19 protein-coding genes are annotated in these 25,868 nt (G+C 50.0%); 9 read left to right on the top strand and 10 right to left on the bottom strand.

What is annotated here, in order from left to right; genetic code table 11:
* Positions 1-3 precede the first annotated feature (3 nt).
* The 8 genes from NBH07_RS02215 (at position 4) to NBH07_RS02180 (ending at position 13,578) form a co-directional block, all read left to right on the top strand.
* Entirely contained in the window at positions 4-2,493 is a 2,490-nt protein-coding gene (locus NBH07_RS02215; protein WP_005856805.1) for a TonB-dependent receptor plug domain-containing protein, read from the top strand.
* Positions 2,494-2,497: 4 nt separating this feature from the next.
* Positions 2,498-4,102 carry a helix-turn-helix domain-containing protein gene (locus tag NBH07_RS02210; RefSeq protein ID WP_009017479.1) on the top strand — a complete coding sequence of 535 codons (1,605 nt, stop codon included), beginning with the start codon at positions 2,498-2,500 and terminating at the stop codon, positions 4,100-4,102.
* A gap of 180 nt (positions 4,103-4,282) precedes the next feature.
* The gene (locus tag NBH07_RS02205) at positions 4,283-4,672 is read left to right on the top strand and encodes a helix-turn-helix domain-containing protein (protein ID WP_005862182.1); all 390 of its coding nucleotides are present in this window, start codon (positions 4,283-4,285) and stop codon (positions 4,670-4,672) included.
* Positions 4,673-4,680: 8 nt separating this feature from the next.
* Positions 4,681-5,535 (top strand): hypothetical protein, encoded by an 855-nt coding sequence (locus tag NBH07_RS02200; RefSeq protein ID WP_009017480.1) that lies wholly within the window; start codon positions 4,681-4,683, stop codon positions 5,533-5,535.
* Positions 5,536-5,556: 21 nt separating this feature from the next.
* Positions 5,557-8,073, top strand: coding sequence for a hypothetical protein (locus NBH07_RS02195; protein ID WP_009017481.1), 2,517 nt, complete (start codon positions 5,557-5,559; stop codon positions 8,071-8,073).
* A 14-nt stretch (positions 8,074-8,087) separates the two neighbouring features.
* The gene (gene preA, locus NBH07_RS02190) at positions 8,088-9,581 is read left to right on the top strand and encodes an NAD-dependent dihydropyrimidine dehydrogenase subunit PreA (protein ID WP_005856795.1); all 1,494 of its coding nucleotides are present in this window, start codon (positions 8,088-8,090) and stop codon (positions 9,579-9,581) included.
* Positions 9,582-9,585: 4 nt separating this feature from the next.
* The gene (locus NBH07_RS02185; RefSeq protein ID WP_156682669.1) at positions 9,586-11,718 is read left to right on the top strand and encodes a DUF5686 family protein; all 2,133 of its coding nucleotides are present in this window, start codon (positions 9,586-9,588) and stop codon (positions 11,716-11,718) included.
* Between the two features lie 18 nt (positions 11,719-11,736).
* Entirely contained in the window at positions 11,737-13,578 is a 1,842-nt protein-coding gene (locus tag NBH07_RS02180; protein ID WP_156682670.1) for a hypothetical protein, read from the top strand.
* Positions 13,579-13,679: 101 nt separating this feature from the next.
* On the opposite strand, the gene NBH07_RS02175 is transcribed toward NBH07_RS02180, so the two are convergent.
* From NBH07_RS02175 to NBH07_RS02155, 5 genes are all read right to left on the bottom strand, one after another.
* Positions 13,680-14,294, bottom strand: coding sequence for an aminotransferase class IV family protein (locus NBH07_RS02175; protein ID WP_009017484.1), 615 nt, complete (start codon positions 14,292-14,294; stop codon positions 13,680-13,682).
* Positions 14,278-15,285 (bottom strand): aminodeoxychorismate synthase component I, encoded by a 1,008-nt coding sequence (locus NBH07_RS02170; RefSeq protein WP_156682671.1) that lies wholly within the window; start codon positions 15,283-15,285, stop codon positions 14,278-14,280. The genes NBH07_RS02175 and NBH07_RS02170 overlap by 17 nt, the downstream gene beginning before the upstream one ends.
* Complete coding sequence (locus NBH07_RS02165; RefSeq protein ID WP_156682672.1) at positions 15,285-16,160, bottom strand: carbon-nitrogen hydrolase; 876 nt, start codon at positions 16,158-16,160, stop codon at positions 15,285-15,287. The genes NBH07_RS02170 and NBH07_RS02165 overlap by 1 nt, the downstream gene beginning before the upstream one ends.
* Positions 16,161-16,247: 87 nt before the next feature.
* Complete coding sequence (locus NBH07_RS02160) at positions 16,248-17,276, bottom strand: agmatine deiminase family protein (protein WP_156682673.1); 1,029 nt, start codon at positions 17,274-17,276, stop codon at positions 16,248-16,250.
* Positions 17,266-18,615: an MATE family efflux transporter gene (locus NBH07_RS02155; RefSeq protein WP_156682674.1), complete on the bottom strand. Its 1,350-nt coding sequence runs from the start codon at positions 18,613-18,615 to the stop codon at positions 17,266-17,268. Before NBH07_RS02155 ends, NBH07_RS02160 begins: the two co-directional genes overlap by 11 nt.
* 62 nt (positions 18,616-18,677) lie before the next feature.
* On the opposite strand from NBH07_RS02155, the gene msrC reads away from it, so the two are divergent.
* A complete protein-coding gene (gene msrC / locus NBH07_RS02150; RefSeq protein WP_009017489.1) occupies positions 18,678-19,154 on the top strand; it encodes a free L-methionine (R)-S-oxide reductase MsrC in 477 nt (158 codons plus the stop codon).
* A gap of 151 nt (positions 19,155-19,305) precedes the next feature.
* Here the strand turns inward: msrC and NBH07_RS02145 are convergent, their stop codons facing one another.
* The 5 genes from NBH07_RS02145 to NBH07_RS02125 form a co-directional block, all read right to left on the bottom strand.
* The gene (locus NBH07_RS02145; RefSeq protein ID WP_009017490.1) at positions 19,306-22,185 is read right to left on the bottom strand and encodes a PD-(D/E)XK nuclease family protein; all 2,880 of its coding nucleotides are present in this window, start codon (positions 22,183-22,185) and stop codon (positions 19,306-19,308) included.
* Positions 22,186-22,254: 69 nt separating this feature from the next.
* Entirely contained in the window at positions 22,255-23,247 is a 993-nt protein-coding gene (mgrA, locus tag NBH07_RS02140; RefSeq protein WP_008772101.1) for an L-glyceraldehyde 3-phosphate reductase, read from the bottom strand.
* A 19-nt stretch (positions 23,248-23,266) separates the two neighbouring features.
* Positions 23,267-24,802, bottom strand: coding sequence for a sulfatase (locus NBH07_RS02135; protein ID WP_039848634.1), 1,536 nt, complete (start codon positions 24,800-24,802; stop codon positions 23,267-23,269).
* Positions 24,803-24,983: 181 nt separating this feature from the next.
* Positions 24,984-25,445 (bottom strand): DUF4293 domain-containing protein, encoded by a 462-nt coding sequence (locus NBH07_RS02130; protein ID WP_005862150.1) that lies wholly within the window; start codon positions 25,443-25,445, stop codon positions 24,984-24,986.
* 76 nt (positions 25,446-25,521) lie between these two features.
* A complete protein-coding gene (locus NBH07_RS02125; protein WP_005856752.1) occupies positions 25,522-25,854 on the bottom strand; it encodes a DNA-directed RNA polymerase subunit omega in 333 nt (110 codons plus the stop codon).
* Positions 25,855-25,868: the final 14 nt, after the last annotated feature.

Genomic DNA, 25,868 nt, shown 5'->3' with positions numbered 1-25,868 from the left:
ACTATGCGTTACTCAACTTTGTACAAAATACCAATAAGGATCGTGACGATATTTCTCTTATTATCATCACTTCATCCGGGCAATTACCTTCACGGGCAAGAGCAACCGGATACTCTGTCCTTCTATTTACCCAACATTTTGGTAACAGCCATCGAGTCTAAGACTCCGGGTACGGTTTCCTTGCTTCCTGCATCAACATTGGAACACACGCAACCTATCACGATCGCTGATCTGACACAGTTATTACCAGGAGGTCTCACCAATAATTCTGGGGTGACAGACGCACAATATTTCTCAGTGCGGGAGGTTTCTTTAAAGAACGGGGTAAACCAATTTCATAAAAACGCAGCTATGGGTGCCCAAATATGGGTAGACGGCTCTCCTCTTCATTTCAACACCGGCATCAACGAGCCTTACGAAGGATATGATGCCCGTTTTCTATCTCTCAACCAAGTGAAAGAGGCGGAAATCATCCGGGGAATACCTTCTGCCCGGTACGGAAACTTAACAAATAGCGTATTATTACTCAAGACTCATCAAGGTAGAATGCCTCTCTCCACCAGCATACGTTACAATCCGAAACTGAAACAATATATGCTTGGAAAAGGCTTCTGTATCTCCCCACAAGGCCATACGCTCAACCTGTTAGCGGACTATACCAGCCAAGGCGATTTCCATACCGGCGGCATACGCTTGGCAAACCTTTACCATTGGTTGCCCGCAGGGAAAAAACTAGAATTAAGCCTTACTTACACCTCTCGCATAGGAAAGGAAAAGCAATTCGTCAACGAGCAGAATCATACACAAAGACAACGATTGGATCAGCGATTTTCCATACAAGGGGAATGGCAACCCGACCGACGTTGGCTCAAGAAACTGTCTCTGAGAATAGACGGTTCCCTTCAAAAAAGCAAACAAACAAAGAGTCAGGTCAACAATGCCTCTAGCCAGCTTTATACAGACCAGAAAGAGAGCGGCGAATGGGAAGCCAATGTTTTATCCTCAAACTACATGTACACATTAGTCAATGAAAGCCGACCTTTTTATGTAGAAACCGAGATGCTGGCGTCTACCTCATTTCCGCTACGGCAGAGACGTGAAATCAGCTTAGCCGCCGGATTCTCATGGCGTGGTGAGGGCAACGAAGGGCGAGGCAGGGATTTCGATCGGCAAAGGCCTCCTTCTACATCTATCCGTCCCCGCTCATTCCGGGAAATCCCATCCTTGCATACGTTCGGTGGCTTCATTGAGGCCACATACCGGACTCCCAACCTCCATGTAAAAGCCGGATTAAGAAATCAAGGATTGAAAAGCCGGGATTATGCCTTAATCTATCAGACAGAACCTCGCCTGAATCTCTTATGGTCTCTCTGCTCCTCTCCCTCCGGCTATACATTGAGTTTAAAAGCCGGGGTCGGATGGATCAGTTTCATGCCGACATTGGAAAAACTCTACCCGGAAGCTATTTATAATGATAAGGTCTCTTTCTATTATAATGATAGCAATGAAAGTGGAAACACCCTTGGTATTCTCACGACACATGCCCCCGGAATGGAACGAAATATGAAATTAAAACCTACCGTAAATCGAAAGATAGAGGTTGGCCTTATAGGGAAGACTCCGGCCATCCGACTAGACATGACCGTTTTTTTCGAGAAACAAACGGATGGCTTTTCCTCCTCGGCGCAATATATTCCGTTCAGCTATCGGGAATATGATTATCTATCAACCGCCCAACTTCGTCCTGAATACAAAGATGGACAGGTATGGGTGAACGGTAAGGCTGTCCCTTATCAAGAGAAATATAGTTACACGCCGGTATCTGTACCAGTCAATACACTCCATAGGAAGAAACATGGGATTGAGATGGTAGCGGACCTCGGGACTTTCTCACCCTTGCGTACCTCCCTAATCGTAGACGGGATTTGGTTATATGTACGAGAAAAGAATACGGCCCTTAACGGGATCTGGCCGATCCAGTACACAGATAAAACAGAATACCCCTACGTAGGTTTTTACGACAGGCAAGGCGGACCGGGAAATGAAAGTCGTTCGGAGATCATCTCCACGAACTTCCGTTTCATCACCCGCATCCCCAGAATCGGACTGGTCACTACCCTTACGTGGCAAATGATATGGCTCTATAAATATCGTACGCTCTACAACGGTAGCACTGGCGAGAATGTATGGCCCCTATATTGGTGTGGAACAGACGGAATCATACATCCGTTCACCGAGGCACAGAAAGAGGATCCAGCCTTTGCGCCTTTACTCTCCACCACCGCACCGGAACGATTCCTACCAAACTCTTATAAACCATATGGTATGCTGAATATTCGGGTAAACAAAGCTTTCGGAGAGCACATCACGCTGGCATTCTTTGCCAACAACCTCGCCGATTTACGCCCCACTCGCTATTCAGCCAGCACGAGATCTTACCTTCAACAAAATACCCAGCCTTTTTTCGGTCTGGAATTACAAATAAAACTATGACATCATGAAAACAAGCATACTTTACATATTCCTACTGTCAGTCCTTTACGCCTGCGACTCCCACTCTCTTCTTCCACCCAAGCAGCAATTGGATCAGCAAATAGCGCAACTGAATGATTATTCTTTGTTGAGCGGTCGCTTGAACGACCAGCTATGCGAAGAGATAGAAACCCATGCCCAAGAAATAGGGAATGACTCGCTTTTGCTGGCAACCCGCCAAATCATATACACTCGCTATTGCAGATTACAGGACACGGCTCATGCGAGAATGCTACTCGACCGCATGAAACCTTACGCCATCCGCATAAAAGACAAGCACCTTCTCATGAATCACCTGCGTATGGCATTTCTTCACGCACAGACACGCCAACCCGCAGAATGCGAGCGATGGATAAACGAGGCACGAAAATATGCATATATAAATCCTCAAAACTGGTATATCACGGCGGCTAACGCTTGTCTTGAATGTGGATTATATCCCCAAGCACTCATCTATGCGGATTCAGCATTGGTGAACTTGAAATATAAAGTGATAAGCTCTCCTCACTTAGTAAAAGCTATAGCATTAAGCCGTACGGGAAAGACCGCCGAAGCGGAGGAATGGACCAAACGATGCATTACCGATATCCGCCACTTTCAGGCGAAACACCAAATACACACGATCAGCTATCTGCAATATCAACTCTTCATGGAATACGCCGTCTCTCTCCGGAAACATGGAAAAAACAAAGAGGCACTATCCGTATTGGAGGAATTAGACAGAGTCTCATTCAATAATGTCGCCACGCCTCTCTTGAGGAACAAAGACAATATCGAGGAATATAAGGTGCGTGTGGCACGTATGTTGTCCGAATGCTATTATGCGACCGGAAATCAATCGGAAGCCATCCAACAGGCAAACCGGGCTGACTCCCTACAATCCCATTATGCCCAAGAGCAAATGAACATACGCAGAAAGATGATCAGCGAAAGCCTACAAAACGAACTATTATCCACCCGCTTAAAAAGTCAGAAGGTGGAGGCGGAACAGGCACGGCTCATCCAGTATATCCTAACCGGAATCATTATTTTACTCATGGCTATCCTAACCGGAGGATATCTTTGGTGGAGAAATCATCGCCGTCGCTTACGCCAGTTATTCGATTTATTGATAAGCCATCATGCAGCTTGGTTGCTAATACACGATCCACTTCCGCTAATCTCCCGGCCACAAATAAAGTTACCAGATCATTCAGAGGCAAACACCGAGGTCGCAACAAAAGCTGATAATCTCCTATATCAACGAATCCTATCAGTTATGAAAGAGCAAAAGCCTTTCTTAAATCCTAATCTCGACCTTGTGACCCTCTCCCGTCTAGTGGGTACTAACCGAACACAACTATCCACCATCCTCAATAGGCAGACGGGAATGAACTTTAGCCGTTGGCTGGCTGAATACAGGGTACACCACCTCCTCTCGCTCGTCGCCCTACACCCTGACAGTGACATCACCGCACTGGCCTCCGAATCAGGCTTCACCTCTCGTACCTCCTTCTTCCGGCAATTCCGGCAAGTTACCGGGCTTACGCCTAACCAATACAAAAACGTACGGAAAGAGACCGGCAAATAACCTGTTAAAGTACCGGCCTTACCTTTGGTGCAAGGTCTTTACGGCCCTTGGTGTACCAGATCGTTCGGATCAAGTTTCAATACGTTCGCATCTTTTCCCTTCCTTTGGTATACCAAATGGGACTGTCTATATTTGACCTCGCAAGTCCCCTTTATGCGGGTTACTTAAGACAGTACCAATATGGAAGAAAAGCAAAAGCCATCCCTAATCGAACGCAGGCTATATGCCCGCATCTTACAAATCATGGAGGATAAGAAGCCTTATCTCGATCCACAGTTCAATTTGTGCCAGTTGGCCAACCTCGCTTGCACGAACCGTACCCGGCTATCCTCTACCTTGAACAATCAGACGGGTATGAACTTCAGTCGCTGGCTGGCTATCTATCGGGTAGAGTACCTCATACGGGAATTTTCCAAGTGCCTCACACAAGAGCCGCAGGAGTTATACAAGACGGCTGGGTTTACCTCCCGTACCTCTTTCTACCGCCAATTCAAGGAGGTGACGGGCAACACTCCCATCGAGTACTTCGCCAACCTATATTATAACAACGTAAATGATTCAACTAAATAAATAGCGATATGAGACATTTTACACTCCTACTCTTATCCGTTTTTACTGTCTATCAAGCCAAGGCGGATATATTGATCCCCTTAGACAAATATCCTACGGGGGAAAAACGTTTCAACTTACAGATCAACGGAAGTCACGATACCAGTACCCCTTGGCTCTCCACCACGTCATTTGGCGTGGATGAAGATGGGCAGATGGGAAACCCGGAGAATTGGACATCCGAACAAATCGACGAGGACAATCACTCGGTAAGTCACCGACTCATCATGAACAGTATTTCCCTGCGCCTCTCCTATCGTGTATGGGACAATCTCAGCCTGTGGGCAGGCATCGGTACCACCAACTTCACCCACGAGGAGACTTTCCGAGATGATGACGACCTAAGCAGTACCATCTTCAGCAAGAACATGGTACCCATCTACAGCGGAGGGCTAGGTTACGGCCATGCCTTCACCGACCGCTTTTTCATGTCTACCCAACCCGGCGTGCGCTATGCCAACAGCGATAACATGACCACCGAGGTGTATTACCAAGGCAAGACCATCCCCTTGCGAGACCTCAGCCTCAACCGCCGTTACCTAGAGTGGACCGTGCCCGTGGTGGCCGGATACGCACTGGGGAATTTCGTGCCCTATGCCGGCATCCTCTACAAGGACTACACGATGAAAGACCGGTACGAGTTCACCAAGACATATGCCGGCAAGGACTATACCGTTCGTATCGACGAGACTTTCCACGCCCGTCACAAGCTGTACGCTTTGGCCGGGGTGAACTATTTCCTCGCTGACAACATCTCGCTCGGAGTAAACGGGAGCTTCGGCAAGAGGCAGTCCGTACAGTTACAATTCAATATCAGTTTCTAAACCTCTTAAACAGATATATACATGAGAACGACACTCAAAGCACAAGCGATACGGCTGATCGCCGTATTTTTGCTTATCACCGCCTCTACCACCACCGTCAAGGCACAGATCAGCCAACATCCCGAACTGTATAAGGTGAAAGAATTCCACAATTACGAATCAGACGGAGGTGCCTATTACTGCTTCACCGACGCACAATACTACCAAGGGAAGCTCTACGGGGTCTACATAAATAATAACGGACCTTCAGCCGTATGCCTCACGGCTTTCGAGGTGAACGGCGAGACCCAGACAATGAAGCAATCTACCATTGGTGAAACCAATAAAAAAGAGATCCGTCTCAATGAGTTCGGCGTATACCAAGATGCCGAACTCATCGTATACCGTAATCGCTTCTATGTGCTCTGGAAGAATAATACCAATGGCCAGATATGGATCGGCGAGGTGGATATGAAAAAGGGAGAATACAAGAAAACTCGTATGCTCGATGACGGGAAAACTTACGCCAACTTCGCCGCCACCATCTACCGTGACAAGATCTGCGTCATCCTACACCGCCGCACCAACAAGAAACTGCAAGTCTACCAATACGGCGACCCCGAACTGAACAGCGGCTGGGACTGGTGCGGCACCGTGCGCAACGCCGGACACGATAATATCGAGCTAAAAGGCTCAACAGGCATATCAATGGAATACGATCCCGACGACCACTGGGACGCCACCTCGTGGTACGGCTACGACGACACCGAGAAAAAGAACGTGGAGAAACTCATCGTAGGCCGACTCAAGAGCGGTACCTTCGAGGCATTCAGCTACAGCGGCGAATATGGCAAGGATAACACATGGCCCTCCAACTGGGAAGAATACGCACATCACGACATAGGCCGCTCGAAGACCTTCTCACTCAAGCTCATCCAAGCCGACATCGAAGGCTATGCGGCCGACAATACTGATGGCTACAAAGCTTCCTCAAATCCCCTAATCTTCAGCTACTGTTCCTATGATGGCAAAGGGACGGGTGAACACTTCCTAAAGAAATTCTACCCCGGCAGCAACAGCTTCGCCGCCGACGCACCCATCTACACCGACCTGCCCTACGGCTACACGGCCGTAGCCACCGCAGCAGATCCTACCACTGAGACAGCTCCCGGCGGAGGACTCTACTACAAGCAATATATCTATCTACTACGGGGTAACCAGCAACCATACCACTGGTTCAAGCACTCCTACGTCGCCTCCATCCGATCTAACGAGATCGTGGAGAGACGCAGTTCTTTCAACGACGAGAAGGCCTTATTCGGCAACAGCGAGTTACGCAATCTCGTGCGCCTCGTCGGCATCATCGAAGGACCACCTCCAACGGTAGTGGATAATAACGAGTGGTTCGGCGACCTCGGCGTAGCCTCAAGCCTTGCCTTCACCATGGGATCGGGCACCAGCAACTCCGTGAGCCGACTCTATAAAAGCGACCTCAAATGCTCCTTCGGACCGCATACGGATAAACTCACGGCAGCATTCGGCGGCGGATACTCCTTCCAGAAACAACACGAGGAAGTAACAAGCCAGTCCGAGTCCATCACCGTTACCTTCGAAGCAAACGACACAGCAGACTACCGGGCCATCGCCCTCTACTCTGTACCCATTCTGACCCGTTGCGACCTAGAATACCTCTCCCCCACCCGGAGACAGAGTGTACGAATGCCCATATTCAGCTATACTTACATGACACGGCAGAGTATCAAACAAGTAGAAGTGCCTCTCGACCTAGAGCCTTTCCGCATAGACAATCCAAGCAAACTTGGAGACTGGGAGGCCCGTGAGATCCTCACCATGACCGCCAGCGAGCCAAATGTCAGCAAGTCCGTCAACTTCAGCCTCAACTCCGAACGGATCGACATGACGCTGGAAACCAGCGGCACAATCTCCGACAGTCAGACCAAAGGTGCCATCAGCCTTATGGATTTGAAATTCCCCTTCTTCCAACTGGAGAACCAAAGTTCTTGGGAATGGACAGACCAGACCACAGCGACAACCTCGCAGGGTATCAGCGCATCCTATTCGAAGATACGACGCACGGACAAGCACGTCAGGCCGGAAGAGACAGCCGAGTCCTTCTCATCCACCCTCTATCTGCTCACTGCCGAGAAGTCGAACACGCTCCGTGACCAGTACTACCCCAAGCTACTCGAACGGAAGATTAGCTTCGGCACCGATACCTTTCCCTTCATGGTAAACAGCGACAAACCCTTCGTATTGGCGTGGGACATCAACAACATCACCTATGTACGAGGTGACGTGAGCGCCACTGGCAATGAGGAGGTAACGACCGACGAGCCCCTGTCTATCCGCTTCCTCGACGGCATGCTTACGGTAGATTGCCTGCCGGGAGCCACCGTCAACGTCTACAGCATGAACGGCACGTTGGCTGGTCACCAGCAAGCGGTATCCGGAAAAGCAATCTTCAGCCTGCCCGGACACCTGTACACCGTGGAGGTCGTGACCGAACGTTACCGGAAAGTACAGAAAGTAGTGAGATAATACAGTTAGAAGCCATGAAGACAAACCTCCTCCAGAGAAAACGCCTCCTAACGGAAGAATCGAATCGCTGTTATCTGTGCGATGCCCCTGTCTGCACGAAGGCATGCAAGCCCGGACTAGATCCGGGCCGCTTGCTGCGGGCCTGTAAAATGGACAACCTAGCGGGAGCTATCCTCCGGGCCTACCGGATGGAAGCCTGCAAGGATTGCGACGGGCATCCTTGCGAGAAGGCCTGCCTCCGCGGACGAACCGACCGGGCGATATCCATCACCCAGATCGTACGGCAATTACAAGATATGCCAAACCCGACGGATAGTTCTCCCCTCACTTCGTCTCCGGACTTGGCGATCGACTTTTGTGGTGTCCGCTGCGCCAACCCCTTTATACTGGCCTCCTCGCCCGTAGCCCATAATTACGAGATGTGCGTCCGGGCCCTCGAAGCCGGTTGGGCCGGTATCTGCTTCAAGACGATATCATTCTATCCGAGCCATGAGGTATCCCCCCGCTTCGACCAAATGGAGGTGGATGGCGTGCCTTTCATCGGATTCAAGAACATGGAACAATTGTCGGAAGCCTCTGTCGAAGAGAATTTCGATACTCTCTATCGCCTCAAGCAACGCTATCCTGACAAATTAATCATCTCCTCCATTATGGGACGGACAGACGATGAGTGGACACGGCTTGCCCAATATTCCACGCAGGCTGGGGCCGATATCATTGAGTGCAACTTCTCTTGCCCACAAATGACGCAAGAAGGGATGGGCAGCGACGTAGGACAAAGCCCGGAACTGGTACGCCGGTTCACCGCCGCCACACGCCGGGGTACCCATCTGCCGATACTAGCGAAGATGACACCGAATATCGGGCAGATGACACCCGTGGCGCTCGCCGCCCACGAAGGAGGAGCCACCGGGATAGCCGCCATCAACACCATCAAATGTATCACCCGTATCGATGAGAAAGCACTTACGGCCCGGCCCGTTGTCTGCGGACTGAGCAGCGTGTCCGGCTATTCGGGGAAAGCCGTGCGCCCTATCGCTCTCCGGTTCATACATGAGCTGGCGAGCGATCCTTCTGCCGGCAAGATGCCTATCAGCGGGATAGGCGGTATAGAGACTTGGCGGGATGCCCTCGATTTCCTGCTACTAGGCTGTACAAACCTACAGATATGTACTGCCGTGATGCAATACGGCTTCCGGATCATCGACGATCTATGCGAAGGGTTACGACTGTTCATGCAAGAGAACGGATATAAAACCCTATCCGACCTCATAGGTATCGCTTTACCGAACATCGTACCCCCCGAGAAACTGGAACGTACGCAGATACACCGCCCGACAGTAGATAACAGCCTATGCCTCGGCTGCGGACGCTGTTTCGTTTCCTGTAACGACGGTGGACATCAAGCTATCCGTTTCACCTCTATGCGCAAACCGGTGATAGACGAGCAAAAATGTGTCGGCTGCCATCTTTGCGCATTAGTATGCCCAACCTTCGCCATACATTGACAGGATGAGGATCGAGACGGGACACCTTATTCTACTATCCATACTTCTTCTGTGCCCGCTAGTCCATTCAGACCTGCGGGCACAAGAGAAGACACCCGTCACACGAGCCGACTCCATCATGCGGCAGGTAATCCATCAAGCCCCCATCTACGAGCACGTCCTCGAGAGCTATGAAGCGGAGACCTACGTGAAAGGCCGTACGCACGTTCCCCGGAAGAACAAGCTGCTACGATACGCCTATCTGGTCTTCCCGATAGAGCGTCATCCCCGCGATGCCTTCTTCGAGATGAGTGGCCTCACCCGCTACGACGCTCCCAACCATTATCGCAACGAGATTGTAGCCATCAACAGCAGCCATCTCGCCGCCGGAAGGCATTACAAGGAGATAGCCTCGTTCGTCAACTTGAACGTCTACTCCCCCACGATCTACAATAAGGGAATGATCATGCCACTCTCGCCCGATGCTTTCAAATATTACACGTTTCGGCAGGAAGGCACGGACACGATCTCCGGCATCCCTGTTAACATCCGTTTCACCCCTCGCCAATGGAGCCAGAAACTACTATCCGGAAACCTGTACGTAACCGACGAACTCTGGACCATCGACCGTATCGAGATACAAGGGCACTCCTCTTTCTCCGAGTTCAACCTAAGCATACGTTTCAACCGTGACGAGAAGCATTTCATCCTCCCGGAAGAGGCTGACCTGCAAGTCTGCTACCATGCCCTAGGCAACCGGATAGAGAGCGACATCCACGCCGCTTTCCGCTATAAATCGATCTCTTGGGTAGAGGAAGACCATGAGAGCAGGAAACTACACTCGCTCGATCAAACCCAATACTATACGATCACCTCCGACACACTCTCCTTTACCCAAGACAGCGCTTATTGGAACAGCCGGAGGGACAAGCCGCTCACTACCGACGAGAAAGCCTTGTACACCACCGGAACGAACGTGGTGAGGACGGAAGCGGACAGCAGCGCTCTCACTCGCTACCTCCAACTCGGCGAGCGGCTCACCAGCACGGTCAACAGGGATTACAAGAGTACTCGTGTGAAGTATTCCGGCCTTCTCAACCCGTTCCAGCTATCTTTCGGAAGCAACGGGATCACCTATAAGCAAGAAGCACGTATCAGTAAGACATTCGAGCATGACCGTCAGCTACGCTTCCACCCCGAGATCGGTTTCCTATTCAAGGAGAAAGAGCTACGCCTACGGCTAACAACCGACTGGGAGTATCACCCCGAGCGTCAAGGCATCCTCAACCTCACGATAGCCAATGACAACCAAAGCTATTCCTCCGAAGTGATCCACCAGATCAACGAGATCCTAAAAGATACCCCAATCCGTTTCGAAGATCTCAACTTGAAGTATTTCCAGCACTACTATGCCAAGCTGATGAACCAGATAGAACTGATGAACGGCTTCCGGCTCTCGGTTGGACTCGCATACCACTATCGTACGCCCGTGAAAAAGAATAAGGATACCGGATTGGATCTAAAGGATCATAATGAGTTCACCCTGGTTATCGGCCTTACCTACACGCCCCGGCAATATTACTGGATGGACGGTTACCGGAAAGAGTACCTGCATTCCCATTACCCGACCTTCCGGGTCGAGCTGGCACGAAGCATACCGGACCTGCTCGGCTGTACGGGAAATTATTGGCGGATGGAGGCCGGCATGAACCAGACCGTACGGCTGGGCTTATCCGAACGACTGAGTTACAATCTAAGCGGTGGACTCTTTTTTAACCAGCATAACATGTACTTCGCCGATTTTAGCTATTTCGCCAAACGTTATTTCCCCGAGCCTTGGGGCGACCGGTTTGGCGGGATCTTTCATAATCTAGGTGGGGATTGGTGCAATGCCTCCGACAAATATATTCAAGGGCACCTCATGTACGAGAGCCCATTCATTCTATTGCGATTCCTCAAGCCCAATCCCAAGGCGCATAAATACCTCGTGTCCGAACGTTTCTACCTCAGCCAGCTATGGACTCCCGTATTGCCGAATTACAGTGAGCTCGGGTATGGTATCGGTAGCGACCTTTTTCATATAGCGCTTTTCCTAGGCTTCGAGGAGTTCAAGTATCAAAGCGTCGGGTTGAAGTTCGCGCTTGAGTTATTCAGATAATTATAAACAAGTATAGATATGAACAAGAGAAACACTATTAAACGACTTCTTCACCGCGGATGCCTACTTATGTGTATCAGCGCAATAACAAGTTCGGCCTTCGCATGGGATTTCGCCGAGCATCGTAAGATCGGCGACCGTGCCATGAGCCTTCTCCCACGTTATCTGGTGGAAAACGGGATCTTCCCCAACGAGGCCGTCGCCGATAGCGCCTTGCTGCAAATCCTCAACATGTCGCATATGCCCGGCTCGAACGCCTACGCCATGAATGAGCTGACGCAGTTGCCGAATATCGTGACCTACGGTACGCTTTGCGGATTGGCCGGCGACCATGTGGAAAATCCCATGCTCTTGGAGACAGGCCTGCAGACCCATTTCTCCAAGACGAACCGTACGCTGGCTTTGGAGACACAAGCCATGAACGAGTTCCTCACCGGAGCCAACAGCAAGGAGTTGCTCGACATCAATCTGGCTTACGGTATCCTAGCGATCAAGGACCTCTCCCACTTCTACGCCTATGGCAAGGGATTGAACGAGCATCTGAAGATGATCGACCCCGAGCTGATCCGCCGCCTTCAACGCCCCTCGGAAGTAAACAAGGTCTTCGATAAATTAAATCAGTTGCCCTCCATGAGCAAGTATTTCTGCATCCACATCTTCGCCATCTATCTAGCACAAGAGGCAGGCAAAGAGATGTGTAAAGGAGATACGCAAACGGCGAGCAACCTTATGTTCTACGCCACGATGTACGAGGCTTTCGCCGAGCATTTCCTACAAGACTCCTTCGCCTCCGGACACCAAATGGTACGTAGGGGCTTCTCCGCCTCCGCCGTATCCAACAATAAGAGCCTGCACGATTTCTACAATACCATCCCCGTACAGACTGCCAACCTAAAGGGTGAGACTTGGAGCGCTTACGGCGATAAACGTTTGAACCAAAACATGATGGAGTACAACGAGGCCGATGATTACCGGCATATCCGGGTCACGGAGAAGCACCCTTATTCCTTGGAGAAAGGCGATAGCTACGAGCGGGAGACGAAAGTATTCTACCAAGTCGTGACCGCCACCTGCGAGTCTATCGTAGAAGTCTGGAAAGCTTACCAGAATGCTTTGGAAGGATCAGGCGAGAATATCTTGAACGAGATCCCTTCCGAACGAGACGACCTGCCCCAGTTCGTCTACGATCGTTTCCCGGTAATCAAGGATTTCCCGATCCCCTTCGGGACGGATCTGGATGACGTCCCCTTGGAAGCTTCCGTCGCCGACCGCAAGGATGAGCTACAGCTGATCGTACAAGAGCCTTTTACCCGCAACTTTATCCGGTCGAGGGTAGCCAACTCCTTCATGTTCCTGATCGGTACGCCGATCCATAGCAACCGGGACGGTGTCATGACGTATGGCGGTCGCTTGAACGTCAGCATGATCAATTGGCATAAGTTCGGGAAAGGGAAAGGCATGATCATGGAGCCGGGCGACATCGCTCATTGGGTATCCCCTACGATCTCCGGTTATTATATGCACGCCCCTTCCTCCTCCTACACGATCAAGAACTGGAACGTGAAGGCGGGCGCCAATTATAACATGGATATATTCGTTTCCCCGAAACGTTTCCTCGGCCTGTATAGTTATTTCGAGATGGGTATAGACCGCCGTAATGACGAGACCCGTTTCTTGGTAGCTCCCTCGGTCGGTATCCAGCTAGGTTCCCTGATCGGTGTCCATAATTTCAATATGCCGGGATGGTTACGCATCCCGTTGGGAATTATCCTCCCCTTGAAATTCGCCGTCACTTGCAATAAGGTGGCCGGCCGTCCGGTAGAATGGATCAGCAATATGGAGGTGGATATATTGTTCTAGGAAACACCTTGATTCATGCCTATATAGGTAAGAGGCCACACGGATATCGGCGTAACCCCTTACCTATATAGGCACAGGGCCACGCCGATACTCGCGTAGGGTCATACGTATATACGCGTGATCTCATCGATTTCACCGAACCCGATCAAGGCGTTAAACAGACGGATCCGGGTATACTTAGGCAGATCCTCTACCGGGATATCCTCGGCCTGTACCAAGCCTTTATCCAATAAGTAAGCACGCATCGTACCACATAACAAAGGGCGTGCGGGAGTGATCCAAGAGGTGCCATTCCAAAGGGCGACATTGCAAATGGAAGTATCGGTCAGCAAACCGTCACGGATGATCAGGATATCGTCATGCCCCCCTCGTTGGGCGAATAAATCATTTAGGCATTGGCGATCCGTACTCTTATAGGAATAATCGATCTCATCGCATGTAACCAATCGCAAGGAATGAACCGGACGCATACGGTAAGGAACGTATTCTACCTGTAAGACCTCGCGGGTATATTCCACCCGGCATTTGGTACGTTCTTGATGAGGCCCCGGATGAATATAACCCGCGAGATCAATTTCTTCTCTCGCTCCGAATAGCTCCCTGCGGGTACGGTTCATACGGGCATTATGGTACGGAAGGTTATGTATCCGTCCCCTCTCGATACGGATCGTCTCCACAAACGGACTCCCTGATAAGGTCTCAATAGATGGGCACATATACTTTTTGTTTCATCTCGTTATACTCCGATCTCACATCACTTTTAGAGGTGATTCCCCCACCGCTCTTGAAAATAAACGAACGGGGAGAGACTTGTTCCATAAAACGGATCATCACGGCGCTGTCTAAATCTTGGCCGTCAAAATACCCCATCACCCCCGTATAGAAGCCCCGCTCATAGGTTTCCGCCTCGGCGATGATCTCCAAGGTCTTTTTCTTGGGAGCGCCCGTGATGGAGCCGGCAGGCAAGAGGCTGAACAAAATCTCCCCAACATGGCCGTTCCATCCTTCCGGCAACCGGCCTCTTATCTCAGAGCTGACCTGCAACAAACTTCCGTTATGCGTACGCAGTTCATCGATATAACGATACCGGGGAACACAAACCTCGGAGGCTACGATACTCAAGTCATTCCGGATCAAGTCCACGATCGTGGCATGCTCCGCCGCTTCCTTGGGATCATCGAGGATACGTCTCCGGGCATCGGGCAGCGTAGCGTCGATCGTACCTTTCATGGGATACGAATAGATGAGACCATCCCGCGTCCGCACGAATATCTCCGGCGAGAATACCACGAAACGATCCCGCATCCAAAGCTTATACATCGCCTTGGAATGGTAAAAGATATCTTTCAAGGAGAGGTTCGTATATACCGGAGTAGCGCATGTCAAGTTCACCAAATAAGAATTACCCGCATGGATATGCCGGGAAACGGTCTCGAACGAATGGGCATACTCCTCGAAAGAGACATACGAGGGTTGCCATTCAACAGGTTCTCCTGTGATAAGATGAGAGGAATCCCGCAAGTTACATTCGTGATTCGTATTCGTAAAGCCGTTCAAATCGTACAATAACTCGGAGGGAGCGATCTCTTTCGGACTCTCCACGTAGATCCGCTCTCGTTTATAATCAATGATAAAAAGGAAAGGCCGTCCCGCTTTCCCCATTTCGTTCATGCGGAAGACGGCCTCTTCTTGCGTGTATTCGGTCATTATACTAAAAATCGTTCTGTCAAACCACCAAACGCATCGATACGGCGATCCCGGAAGAAAGGCCACCAACGACGCACGTTCTCACCGCGAGTCTTGTCGATCTCTATCACACGTACCTCCTCCTCGTCATTCGGGAATACGGTTAATAGCTCACCTTGGGGACCGGCCACAAAACTGTTTCCCCAAAACCGGATACCGCCCGTTTGTCCCGAAGGGTCCGGCTCATGCCCGGTACGATTTACGGAAATGACCGGGAGTCCGTTCGCCACGGCATGTCCCCGCTGTATGGTCACCCACGCACCCAACTGACGGTCCTTCTCTTCCTGCGTATCGCTACTTTCCCAGCCGATAGCGGTCGGATAGATCAACATCTCGGCGCCACGCATAGCCATCAAACGGGCTGCTTCCGGATACCATTGATCCCAGCAAACCAACACACCAAGATGTCCCACAGAGGTATTGATAGGCTCAAAGCCTAAATCACCGGGGGTAAAATAGAACTTCTCGTAATAAGCGGGGTCATCCGGGATATGCATCTTGCGGTATTTTCCGGCGATCGTACCGTCTTTCTCCAAGACGACGGCCGTGTTATGGTACAAGCCCGGGGCACGCTTCTCGAAAAGGGAAAGCACCAAGACGATACCCAATTCTTTCGCCAAGGCACCGAAGGTTTCCGTCGATGGGCCGGGGATCGTCTCTGCCAAGTCAAACATGCTCGTATCTTCCGTCTGGCAGAAATACAGGCCGTTATGCAGTTCTTGCAAGACGACCAATTCCGCTCCCTCCCGGGCAGCTTTACGGATATTTACCTTTAGCTTCTCTATATTCGCCGCTCTATCAGCGGTATTCTTTTGTTGTATTAATCCTACTTTCATATTTAATATTTACATTGATTAATATCCAGTTGTAGAGACGGGGCACGCCCCGTCTCTACAACTAGGTATTATCATAGACTATGTTATTTATTTGATAAAACCTTCCGGATACTGCATCGTTACGCAATGCAGGGAACCGTGTTGCTTGATAAGCGGAAGGCAATTGATACCCACGATCTCACGGTCCGGGAACGCCTCCCGCAAAGCCGCTTTAGCGATCTCATCTTTCGGTGAGTCATAGAACGGAACCAATACGGCCCCATTCATGATCAGGAAATTAGCGTAAGTAGCGGGCAAGCGCTCCCCTTCCCATTCCACCTTATCGGCCATCGGAAGTGGAATCAGACGATAAGGCTCACCATTCGCCCTAGTAAACTCCTTGATCTCCTCCTCCATCGCCTTCAGTTCCTCATAATGCTCGTCTTCCTCATCCTCGCAGCGGACATAAGCGATCGTATCCTCGCTACAAAAACGGGCGAGCGTATCCACGTGGCTATCCGTATCGTCCCCGGCTAAATAACCGCTGGTAATCCAAAGGATACGATCCAAGCCAAATACGTCTTTCAAATAACGTTCTAATTCCTCTTGTCGCAAATACTCATTACGGTTTACGGATGCCAGACACTCAACGGTAGTCATCAACGTACCTTTCCCATCCGATTCGATACTACCGCCTTCCAGCACGAAAGGTTGCATATTAGCGGGCACCACCTCATCGGAGAAGGTCTTCATATGACAAAGATTACGGGTAATCAAATTATCATGATTGGCGGCGAACTTCATTCCCCAGCCGTTGAACACGAAATCATAAAGCATGGGCGTTCCCTCATCGAAGACGGAGATCCCCCCGTGATCCCGTGCCCACGTATCGTTCGTATCCATCTCACGGAAAATGACACGGTCGTAATCAACCTCACCCAATTGCTCACGTACGGCGGTCTCGTCCGGACAGACAATCAATAACTTCTCTCGCTTGATCACTTCCTTGGCGATAGCCACGAAGCAAGGAATCACCTCGTCCAATATCGGGGCCCAATCCGTATTCTCATGCGGCCACGTAAGCTGCACGGCACTTTGCGGATACCATTCCGCAGGTAATATCACGTTATGTTCCATATTTGAATTGTTTAAATTGTTTCACAAGCACGATCGCTGTCACGATCGCCGCCACCGTGTCGGCGATAGGCATACTGATCCAGACACCGAGAGTTCCGAATAACGGGGGGAGGAGGATTAAACAGGGTATCAAGAAGAGCATCTGCCGGGTCAAGGAGAGAAAGATCGCTTTCTTAGACATGCCGATGGAAAGGAAGAAGTTAGTCGCCACCATCTGGAAGCCCACGATCGGGAATACGGCGAAGACGATGTGCAGGCCATAAGAGGCGGCACTGATCAACTCCCCGTCACTCGTAAACATACGGACGATCCACGACGGCACCAACTGGCAAAGCAAGAACCCCAGCGTAGCCACTCCTACCGCCCAGCGCATCGTCAGCCGAGTCACGTCCGTCACCCGGGAATAGAGTCGGGCACCATAATTATAACCGGCTATCGGTTGCATACCCTGATTAAATCCCATGATAATCATCACGAAAAGAAAAGCGATACGGTTCACGATACCATAAGCGCCAATCGCCATATCTCCCCCATGCTCTTTCAATCCCCGGTTGATAAGGATCACGATCAAGCAGGAACAAAGGTTCATCAAGAACGGAGATAAACCGATCGACAAGATACCTTTCACGATCTCCGAGCGCAGCCTATAAATACCTTTCTTGAAATGAAGGAGTTGTTTCGGTCTCGAGAAATGGATCAACTGTCCGGTAAGCGAGATCACCTGCGAGATCACCGTCGCCCAAGCCGACCCTTTGATACCCCATCCAAACCCAAAGATAAATAACGGATTCAAGGCGCAATTTATAACAACCGACGCCAACGTAGCATACATCGCCATCCTCGGAAAACCCGAGGAGCGCAAGACCGCATTTAATCCCAGATACATATGCGTAACCACATTGCCATACAGAATAATCCGCATATAATCACGGGCATATGAGATCGTGTTCTCACTGGCGCCGAAAAAGTACAGCACGGGATCAAGCAAGAACAGGAAAGCGATCGTGAAAGCGACACCCAGAACCACATTTAAGATCAACACATTCCCCAACACCTTATTCGCCCCCTCATAATCTTTCTGCCCCAGCTTCACGGCAACCAACGTAGAGGCGCCGACTCCCACCAACGAACCGAAGGCGGCCGCCAAGTTCATCAACGGAAAGGTCAGGGCTAGGCCGGAAATCGCTAACGCCCCCACTCCATGGCCAATAAAAATGCTATCGGCCATATTATATAAAGAAGAAGCTGTCATTGCGATAATCGCAGGAATCGCATATTGCGTAAGTAATTTACCGATAGGCTCGGTCCCTAATACCAATGGAGAATTTTGTTTTGTCATGCCGCAAAGATACGGATATTTCGATTTATTCTTTATATTCGCGACCTTATAATAGTTTAAATATGGCAGAGGAACTACGGATTAAAAACGGTGATAAACAGGAAATGTATGAGACGTTGCTCCCGCAAATCGCCTCATTGGTAGGTAACGAGACCGACCTAATCGCTAACATGGCGAACATCGCCGCGGCACTCAAGCAGACTTTCGGTTTCTTTTGGGTAGGTTTCTACCGGGTCATAGACAATCAGTTGGTATTAGCGCCTTTTCAAGGCCCTATCGCCTGTACACGAATCAAATACGGAAAAGGGGTATGCGGCACGGCCTGGAAGGAGGCTCGTACGATCATCGTACCGGACGTAGACGCTTTCCCGGGACATATCGCTTGTAGCTCGGCGTCACGCTCTGAGATCGTAGTTCCCGTGATATGGGAGGATAAGGTAATCGCCGTTCTGGATATAGACAGCGACAAATTAGACAGTTTTAATGAGACAGATCAGATCTTTTTGGAAAAGATAGTGGAATTGCTTCCTCATCAGTAAGCCTCGCCTCAGTACTTCGCAAGAAGTACTGTAGTACTGCCTAAGAGGTACCGCAGTACTTTGTAAGGAGTACTCCAGTACTATCCGGAGAAATACCACAGTACTTTACAAGGAGTACTCCGGTACTCTCCCAGAAGTACCGGGACAAATGCTACTTACCGCAAATACCCTTGAACGGACAATAAGAGCAAGCCTTCCCCGTAGGGGTTTGCGTAAAGGGAATTTCTGGATTGAAGATCTCGTCCAAGCAGCCTCGCAACCCCTCCTCGAACGCTTGGGCATAACCGGAGAAATCCTCTACCTTCTCCGACTTCCCCCGTTCGATACGATGGTAGACAGATGGATCGAACGGATCGGCAAAGAGGGAACGGACGTAATAAATGCCCGGTTGTATCGTCTTTCCCTTGTTCTCGGTGAGATGGGCGTACATCCAGCAATACATGAATACCTGCATCACGGCTTTCGCACGATCTTTCTCCTCCTTGTTGAATAGGCTCTCGATACTACTGAAAGTCGTAGTTCCGCTACCGCTCTTGTAATCGATGATACGGATAGCGTCGAGAACCTCGTCCACACGATCGATAAAGCCTTTCAACCGGATCTCGGAATGGTCGGAAAGGCTGATCAAGCCGTTTATTTTACGCTCGGACTCGATGTAAACGAAAGGGGTCAGCTTGCCGTCACGCTCCAAGATTTTCTCCACGTATTTGCGGATCATCTCGCCGATCAGGTAGTTTTGTCCGGTAAGGGAGCGAACCACCTCTGTCTTGAAAAACTCGCTGGCGAAAGCCCGAGCGATAGCTCCGGTAAGCAAGGCCGTATCCTTACGGATCGCTTTCAGCAAATCCACGGTAACCATCTTCCCTTGGAACGGCTTGTAAAGCTCCTCCATCACTTTATGTAAGATGCTTCCGAATACATCGCTCTCGATCGTCTCGCTCACCTCCTCTTCTTCTCGGATACCTTCCACGACGGAAAAATAGAATTTCAACGGGCAATCCAGATACGTATTGATAGCGCTCGCCGAGATCGCCTTGCTCCCCCCTTTCCGGTAAGCGTCTAAACGGCGCATGATATCCTCCCTTTTCGGCACGGCCAATGGCGGGGTCTTGGAGGAAGATACGTTATAGACCACCAATTTATCTCGCATCGGCACCTCGTAATGATAATGCAGCTGGTGGACAAAGCGACTTACCTCTCCCGTCTGCAATCCGTTGCTGCGGGTATCGTATAAAAGGCTCACGTGGCTGGCACGCTCTATCAAACGATAGAAATGGTAGGCCCATACGCTATCTTGATGCTCGTAGGTAGGCAACCCGAAACCTCTGCGTAGGTTATAAGGGATAAAGGAGTTCGCCGCTTTCCGCTGCGGGAAAATACCCTCGTTCATGGATAAGATAATCAGACGGTCAAAATCCAAGGCACGGGTCTCGAGCACACCCATAATCTGGAGGCCGGAAAGCGGCTCACCGTGGAAGGGGATCGTGATCGTATCGGTTACCCGCTTCAATAGGCGGAAGAAGGTATCTATTTTCATCTCTACACAAGCGTCTCTCATTACCTCTCTCATGCGGTTTACCGTGGTGAAATAATGGAAGATGAACTCTTGCTCCAAATCGTTCGTCCGCTGGGGTGCGTCCTCCTCTTCCTCATCGGAAAGGGCGGACATAACCTTGTTCAGCTCTTCCAACACCTTGATCAGATAATCCGAGAAGGCCTCCACCCCGGTCACCGGCGTGAACAGGATTTCTAGCAAAGGCGTTTTCCCTAACTCCGTATGCGAGATATAGATCTTGTTGTTCTCCGTGATCTCTTTCACCAAGGAGGAAATAATCTCCGGTGAGGTGGAGAGGATGTAGCGATGGTTCAATACCGGCAGCACGTCGCGGAAATAGAACAACGGATTCCGGTCTATGTAGCGTACGTTCTTCTGCAACGCCAAGATATACTCGATCAACGAGGCGACCGGGGTTCCCGCCAAGGGATAACCCATCGTGACGTTGATACGCCGGATTTGCTCCGGTATGGCGTTCAGCACCGGGATCAGCAGATGTTCATCGGGCAAGATCACCGCCGTACGCAGGGCTTCTTCCGAACTCATCTCCGCTTCCTTGCACCAATCGCTCAACAGGGTGTAGACGTGCTTGGCCTGCCCGATACCAGAAGGGATGCCGATCACCTCAATCTCGGTCTTTACCTTCTCCTCGGGGGGTAATTTCATCGAGGAAGGGAAGCTCTTCAGGTTACGGGAGACGAAGTAAGAAGCCTTATTATCCGGATCGGTTACCTTATCGGATACATAATCCCAATAGAAATCCGCTATCTCCCGCTTCTGCAACTGGGCTAAGAAACGTTCTTCCGATACGGACAAGGCGTTCAAACCGACAAAGACAATTTGCTCGTAAGGTAAATCCGGAGACTCGCCCCGTTCCATGCTTTCCACGACCTCCCGGAAGATCATGCCCTCGTAGCCTTTTCCCTCGGCGGCCAAGGTCGCACGGAATTCCTCATAGAGATCGTATAGCACTTGCCAGACCGCCAAGAACTGTTGCTGGTTCGGCGTATCGCCCCGGGGATAAAAACTGGACCAGAAACTACGGATAGCGGCGATCTGCTCATCACTTAAGAAATCGAAATCATTCTCTATCTCCCGTAGGTCCGTCACGTTACTGAATAGCATGCGGGCATTTGCCATGTACTTATCGATATCGTCGAAGTCGTTGAGCAACATCTCGCCCCAATACAGGAATTCATCGAAAGTCTCGGTGGAACCGCTTTGGCGGATGTAGATGTCGTACAGGGTAAAAAGCATACTGATCCGGTCGGCGGATTGTTTTCCGCTCAACTGGATAAAGAGATCGTTGATCGTAAGGATTGTCGGAGAGAAAAGGGGAATATCGGCTACCTCCGAGAGATATTTCTGGAAGAAAAGCCCCGTACGCCGGTTTGGGAAAACAAAGGCCAGACGACTGACCTCCGCCCCCCATTTCTCGTAAAAAAGAGACGCTACTTGATATAAGAACGGTTTCATTTATTCAAAAATTTGTACAGGCTGTAGAGACGGGGCACGCCCCGTCTCTACAATCGGATACGATTCACGTTATATTAAGATGTTCTCTATCTCCTGCAATTCTTCCCCGGAGAAAGAGATATTATCTAACGCTTTCAGGTTATCCATCAATTGGGCGACAGAGCTAGCGCCAATTAATACGCTAGTTACCCGTTCGTCCTTTAATAACCAAGCGAGCGCCATCTCCGCCAAGGTCTGTCCACGGCGGGCGGCTACCTCGTTTAGCTTACGGGCCTTTTCCACGGCCTCCGGGGTAACTTGAGAGGTCTGCAAATGACCGGTCGATTTCGCCGCACGGGAATTCTCCGGAATTCCACGCAAATACTTATCCGTAAGCAAGCCTTGCGCCAACGGCGAGAACGCTATCATACCCACACCCTCTTCCTTCAATACAGGCAATAAATCCGGTTCCGTCCAACGATCGAACATCGAATAGCGGGCTTGGTGAATCAAGCAAGGCACCTTATGTTCTTTCAGTACGGCCAAGGCCTTACGGGTCTGGTCCGCATCATAGTTGGAGATACCTACATACAAAGCCTTTCCTTGCCGGACGATATCAGCCAAGGCCCCCATCGTCTCCTCGATCGGAGTCTCCGGGTCCGGACGATGGGAGTAAAAGATATCCACGTATTCCAGTCCCATCCGTTTCAAGCTCTGATCCAAGCTAGCCATTAAATATTTACGGCTTCCCCAGTTCCCATACGGTCCCGGCCACATATCGTAGCCCGCCTTCGTAGAGATAATCATCTCATCCCGATAAGCGCCCAAGCCCTTCTTCAATATCCGGCCAAAATTCTCCTCCGCCGATCCGTAGGCCGGACCATAGTTATTCGCCAAGTCGAAATGAGTCACGCCATGATCGAATGCGGCGTGAGCGATCTGGATAAAATTACTGAACACATCCACACTACCAAAGTTGTGCCACAATCCCAAGGAAACGGCCGGCAATAAGATACCGCTCCGTCCGCACCGCCGATATATCATATCCGCATAGCGATTCTCTTCCGCTTTGTAAAACTCCATATGCTCTTTCTTTTTTTAATTAATATATCTCATCCGGCCAAGGAACCGGTTTGCCTGTCGCCTTAAACGACGGACGTTGCCCGTCCACTTTCCGTAAATACGTACCCAATTCCCCGGACAGACGCTTTACGATATCGGGATGCTGCCTTGCCACGTCATTATGTTCCCCTATATCCTCCGTGATATTAAACAATTCCTTCTTCCCCGTCTCGTAATAATAGATCAGTTTCCAGTCTCCATTACGAACCGAGCAAGTCGGACCGATTCCCGGCCCGTCATTACCCCATATATTCGGGCAGTTCCAGAATAAGCTACGTCCCACGGAAGGATCTCCCGTACCTTTTAATAAAGGCATGAAACTGACGCCATCTATCGGCTGTACGGTCTTATACCCCTTTATGCCTGCCATCTCCAAGATAGTTGGATAGAAATCCTCGATAATCAAGTATTTATCACATTTGCTTCCCGGCTTCACCACCCCCGGCCAACGCACGATCATAGGCTCACGGACTCCTCCCTCATAGGCGGAGCCTTTACCACTGTTCAAGGGATAGTTTTGTGTATGGATCTCGCCGTCACGCCATCCGGGCTCGCTGGAAAGACCGCCGTTATCGCTCATGAAGATCACGATCGTGTTATCCACCTCGCCATTCTTCTCCAACCAGTCCATCAAATCGCCCAGACTCTTATCCATACCCTCTATCAAGGCAGCGTAAGCCGCCTCTTTAGCCGTTAACCCCTTATCGATATATTTCTGGTAGAAACGCTTGTCCTTATCAATCGGGATATGGATCGCATAATGTGACATATATAGGTAAAACGGCTGGTTATATTTCTTAGCCTTGTCCAACGCCTTGATCGCCTCCTGCGTCAAGGCCTCCGTAGCGAAGGTGTCGCTTCCCCAATACTTTTCCAATCCGGGGATAGCGTTCGGAGCGTAAGGTTTACCATCCTTGGTATGCCCGTAATTATTCTCGCCGAGGTAACTGGCGAGACCTCCGGCGGCATGCCCGGCTATATTGACCTCGAATCCCCAATGATGCGGGTCCTCCCCCGGGGTATCGATCGCCCCGAAATGCGCCTTACCGCAATGGATCGTGTGATATCCGTTATTCTTCAATATCTGCACGAATGAAGTACCCACAAACGTATTATTCGTCCCGCCCACTTGGGCCACGCCGTTATAATTCCAATCCGGCAAGGTAAGCACATCGCTCTCCCGATCGGTCGTCTTATCCTTAAAAAGCGTCCAGTTCGTAACCCGGTGACGGGCGGCGTTCGTCCCCGTGATCAAGCTGCAACGGGTAGGCGAGCTGATACTGCTAGCGTAGGCTTGGGTAAACATCATGCCCCCTTTCGCCAATCGCTCCATGTTCGGGGTCTCATATACCTCATTATAATGCGTCTTTTGGATCCAAAAAGGTAAGGACGTATCCTCCCATCCCATATCATCCACCAAGAACAGGATGATATTCGGGGGACGACTGGCACTCTGGGCGTTCGCTACCGCCGATACCGACAATAAAGCGATGGGAATAAACTGAGTCTTCTTCATGATAGGCAACGGATATTTGTATTCTACGAAAGTAGATATATTTCACCGAAAAACAATATTGTTTCATATACAAAATAATATTGTCTTATGTATTATACTTTTCCGGACATAAAATAAGGGGCCCTTGACAAAAAGAGTCCCTTACCTAATATCTTATACCCAATGATTTATCCGGAAAGCCTTAACGCAAACGATCCAAGGAACGTACCAGCGCCTCATCGGCCCCGATATTACGGATCGCCAGATAATCCAAGATCAGATTGACCAACGGGAAGGAAAGAGCGATCTTAACACTTACGCTGGCACCTTCCATATCCCCCTTCAAGGAATAGATCAAGAAGGCAAAGAAACCATAAAAGCCCAATATCAGCAATGCGTTGAACACGCAAAGACGGATTTGCAGGATTCTTTTCTTATATAAGAAGATCGTCACTAAGGCAATGATAGCGATGATAGCAGTCAAGGCAAATAAGCCCCATGCCGGGTATAGTAATTCCGGCTCACCGATCATCGTGCTCAACCCGCTAGCATCGAACGAAAAGAGAGCGTCTCCTTGTTGCAACACGGCCAACGGCAAGAATAAGGTAGCGACCGTAAGCGCCACGATAATTAGCAGGTAAACAGTTTGTATTCTTTGTAACATGGTAATTAGTTCGTTTTAAATGGAAAGGCCGACTCATTTGAGGGTCAGCCTTTCCGATGTTCAAAAATATTTCTTCTTAGAAGTTATTCTTCTCTTTAGCAGGATTCTTGTAATAAACCTTGCCATCCTCGTACTCTTGAGCGGCGATCAACGTTGATTTCGGAAGTTTCTCATAGTAGCGTGAAATCTCGATCTGCTCACGGTTTTCAAAGACTTCCTCCAAGTTGTCATTGTAAGAAGCGAACTCTTGAAGTTTCTTTTCCAGATCTTGTTTCATCTCAACACTAATCTGATTCGCCCGTTTTGAAATGATAGCGACTGTCTCATATACGTTACCCGTTTCTTCACTTAACTTCATCATGTCACGGGTTACCGTATTGGTAGGAGCGTTTGATTTTCTGTAATCCATTTTCGTTTTATTGA

Origin of the sequence: Parabacteroides sp. B2-S-102 (genome assembly GCF_023656665.1) — a bacterium.
In the GTDB taxonomy this organism is placed as follows: domain Bacteria; phylum Bacteroidota; class Bacteroidia; order Bacteroidales; family Tannerellaceae; genus Parabacteroides; species Parabacteroides distasonis.
This window is presented reverse-complemented; position numbering and strand designations above follow the sequence as displayed.